General features: G+C 39.1%; 4 protein-coding genes, 1 tRNA gene and 1 pseudogene. 5 read left to right on the top strand and 1 reads right to left on the bottom strand.

The features are described 5' to 3' along the window. From AC4HAL_RS10970 to AC4HAL_RS10950, 5 genes are all read left to right on the top strand, one after another. Positions 1 to 248 (top strand): transposase (locus tag AC4HAL_RS10970; RefSeq protein ID WP_491094183.1); only part of this gene is annotated, 248 nt, incomplete at its 5' end. 105 nt (positions 249 to 353) lie between these two features. Next, a tRNA-Leu gene (locus AC4HAL_RS10965) sits at positions 354 to 439 on the top strand. A gap of 67 nt (positions 440 to 506) precedes the next feature. Then, the gene (locus AC4HAL_RS10960; protein ID WP_491094182.1) at positions 507 to 1,280 is read left to right on the top strand and encodes a helix-turn-helix transcriptional regulator; all 774 of its coding nucleotides are present in this window, start codon (positions 507 to 509) and stop codon (positions 1,278 to 1,280) included. 130 nt (positions 1,281 to 1,410) lie between these two features. After that, positions 1,411 to 1,842 carry a VOC family protein gene (locus AC4HAL_RS10955; RefSeq protein WP_491094181.1) on the top strand — a complete coding sequence of 144 codons (432 nt, stop codon included), beginning with the start codon at positions 1,411 to 1,413 and terminating at the stop codon, positions 1,840 to 1,842. 30 nt (positions 1,843 to 1,872) lie between these two features. Beyond that, positions 1,873 to 2,079 (top strand): hypothetical protein, encoded by a 207-nt coding sequence (locus AC4HAL_RS10950; protein WP_491094180.1) that lies wholly within the window; start codon positions 1,873 to 1,875, stop codon positions 2,077 to 2,079. Positions 2,080 to 2,266: 187 nt separating this feature from the next. Here the strand turns inward: AC4HAL_RS10950 and AC4HAL_RS10945 are convergent. Further along, positions 2,267 to 2,379, bottom strand: a pseudogene (locus tag AC4HAL_RS10945) (IS30 family transposase); the annotation flags it as partial.

Raw genomic sequence — 2,379 nt, 5'->3', positions numbered from 1 at the left:
CAAATCAACATGATATTGATATCTTCTTTGCGGATCCTGGTTGTCCTGGGCAACGAGGCCTTAATGAGCATTCTAACGGTCTTTTAAGGAGATATGGACTACCTAAGCAAATGGATTTTAAAGGTATATCACAAACCATTTTATCAGCTATAGCTGATAAGAGAAATAGAATTCCTAGAAAATCTTTAAATTATCAAACCCCTTATCATGTTTTTCTGAGTCAGGTGAAACTGTCCAACTTAATTTGACAATTTAAGTTTTTAAAAATCTATTTTGAAGGCCTCTGAAAAAATTAAAAAATGTTATTGACAAGAAAAATCTCCCTTGATATAATAAACTCTGTTGTAAGAACAGCGGAAATGGCGGAATTGGCAGACGCGCAGGACTAAGGATCCTGTGACCGCTTTAGGTCGTGAGGGTTCAAGTCCCTCTTTCCGCATTGAAAGATAAGCAGGCGTAAGGTCTGCTTTTTTGTTTTATATGAGGAGATTGAAAGGAGGAAGAAAGTGGATATCGAGGCGATTACAGCTTACATGGCAGAACATTTGGCGGATGACATTTCCTTGGAGAAAGTCGCCCAGCATTTTCATTATGCGCCGTCCTACTTTTCTCGGCAATTTAAAAAGTTGACAGGTGTAACCTATCGAAAGTACTTGGAATCCATGCGAATTCAAGTTAGTATGCGAAAGTTGCTGGCTGAAGAAGGCAATGTCACACATATTGCTGGTCAGGTTGGTTACGACTATAGCAGTAATTTTTCAAAAATATTTCGCAAGCAAACAGGGAGCCGAGCTAAGGCTTATAAGTCTTCGGCTAGTTTGGCCTATAGGCTTTTAAAAGATTTTATAAAAACCAAAGAGAATCTTCACTATCGCCATTTTAAAGATATAAGGACAAATAATCAGGTTAAGATTAATCTCATCTATCCAAAAGATTATGTGCCAGAAATAGTTTTTGTCGGCCTCTTTCCTGACCCTCTGCCCAATCAAGTACCTATTGTAGGGCTGGCAACAACAGCAACAAAAGGTCTTTGTCTGGATAGGGTACCAGCAGGGAGCTATTATCTACTTGCTTGTGATCTTGCTACAAATACCAATTTTTCTTCTACTTTTATCATGCTGGATAATTATCGTAGTAGGCATGATAGCCCCTTAATCTTTGATGAAGATTCTAGTTATACTGTTAATCTTTTGATGGAAGAGCCTCAACCCCATCACCCTTTAATTACGGTCAATCTACCGAAGTTAGTTATGGACAGCCTTTTAAAAAAGTCAAAATAGGATAAGTTTTATAAGGTCATGTTTGCTATACTCAGTCTATAAGAATGATAAAGGATTCTAAGATTAGGTTCACTTAGATAGAAACTTTATCAATTAAAATAACTCATATAGAAGCATAGGAGGCAACATCATGACTAAGGTAAATGTATTTTTGGGATTTAGGGACCAAGCTGAGGAGGCTTTTCAACTTTATAGCCGAGTATTTAATAGCCCAATTGGGCAAATCTTTAGAGTCAAGGACGTACCTAATAGTGCTGATTTTTCAAGTGAAGCAGGAGAGAAAGTCGCTTGGATGTTCCTCCAATTGGGAAATATCCAACTTTGGGGTGAGGATCGCGGCTACTTTGCCCAATACGGGACAGAAGTTGCAGACCCCAACCAAATTCCACGGCAGTTTATCTCTGTCTATATGGCAGATAAAGCGGAAGCTGATCAGACGATGGTGCAACTCAGTCAAGGAGGTAACATCATTGTGCCCCTTGCCCCTAATTTTTTCAGTCCTTATTATGGTCGTGTGATAGATCGTTATGGTATTGGCTGGGAATTGTTGGTAAGCCCGTAAAGATTGAGTTAGATTCGTTAAGGAGAAGGTATGGTGTACGATAGACAACTTGCGGATACTGTTCGCAAAGAGCTGGAGCAGCAGCTTGGGCCGGAATTATTTGAAGATGAGGTGGTTGAGAAAAAGATGTTTGGTGTCTTAGCTTTTATGGTCAGGGGACATCTTTGCCTCACGATTAGCGGTCGAAAGGGCGTATGTCTGATGGTTCCGGTAAAGAGAGTCATGACGATTTGCTAAAGAGAACAGGTGCCTCCACACTATGAAGAGAGGAAAACCACGCAAGGGCTATCTGGATTTGGATGAGAGAGGGCTAGGAGCGTTAGACTATTGGGTTGGTAAAGCGCTGATGTTTAATAATACATTGCAAAGGTAAAAAAGTTTTATTGTAACTTATCTCAATGTACATTTTTTGATTCTTAAATTGTCAAATTAAGTTGGACAGTTTCACCTGACTCAGAAAAACATGATAAGGTGTTTGATAATTTAGAGATTTTCTAGGAATCTTGTTTCTCCTATCAGCTATAGCTGATAAAATGG

Source organism: Streptococcus sp. ELY_125 (genome assembly GCF_058314535.1).
Note: the sequence above shows the minus strand (reverse complement) of the source record. Positions and strands in the feature narration are given on the sequence as shown.

What these genes read in the sequence shown, in the direction of transcription:
- AC4HAL_RS10955 (WP_491094181.1), top strand. Translation starts at nt 1,411, where the DNA reads ATGACTAAGGTAAATGTATTTTTGGGATTTAGGGACCAAGCTGAGGAG.
- AC4HAL_RS10950 (WP_491094180.1), top strand. Translation starts at nt 1,873, where the DNA reads ATGGTGTACGATAGACAACTTGCGGATACTGTTCGCAAAGAGCTGGAG.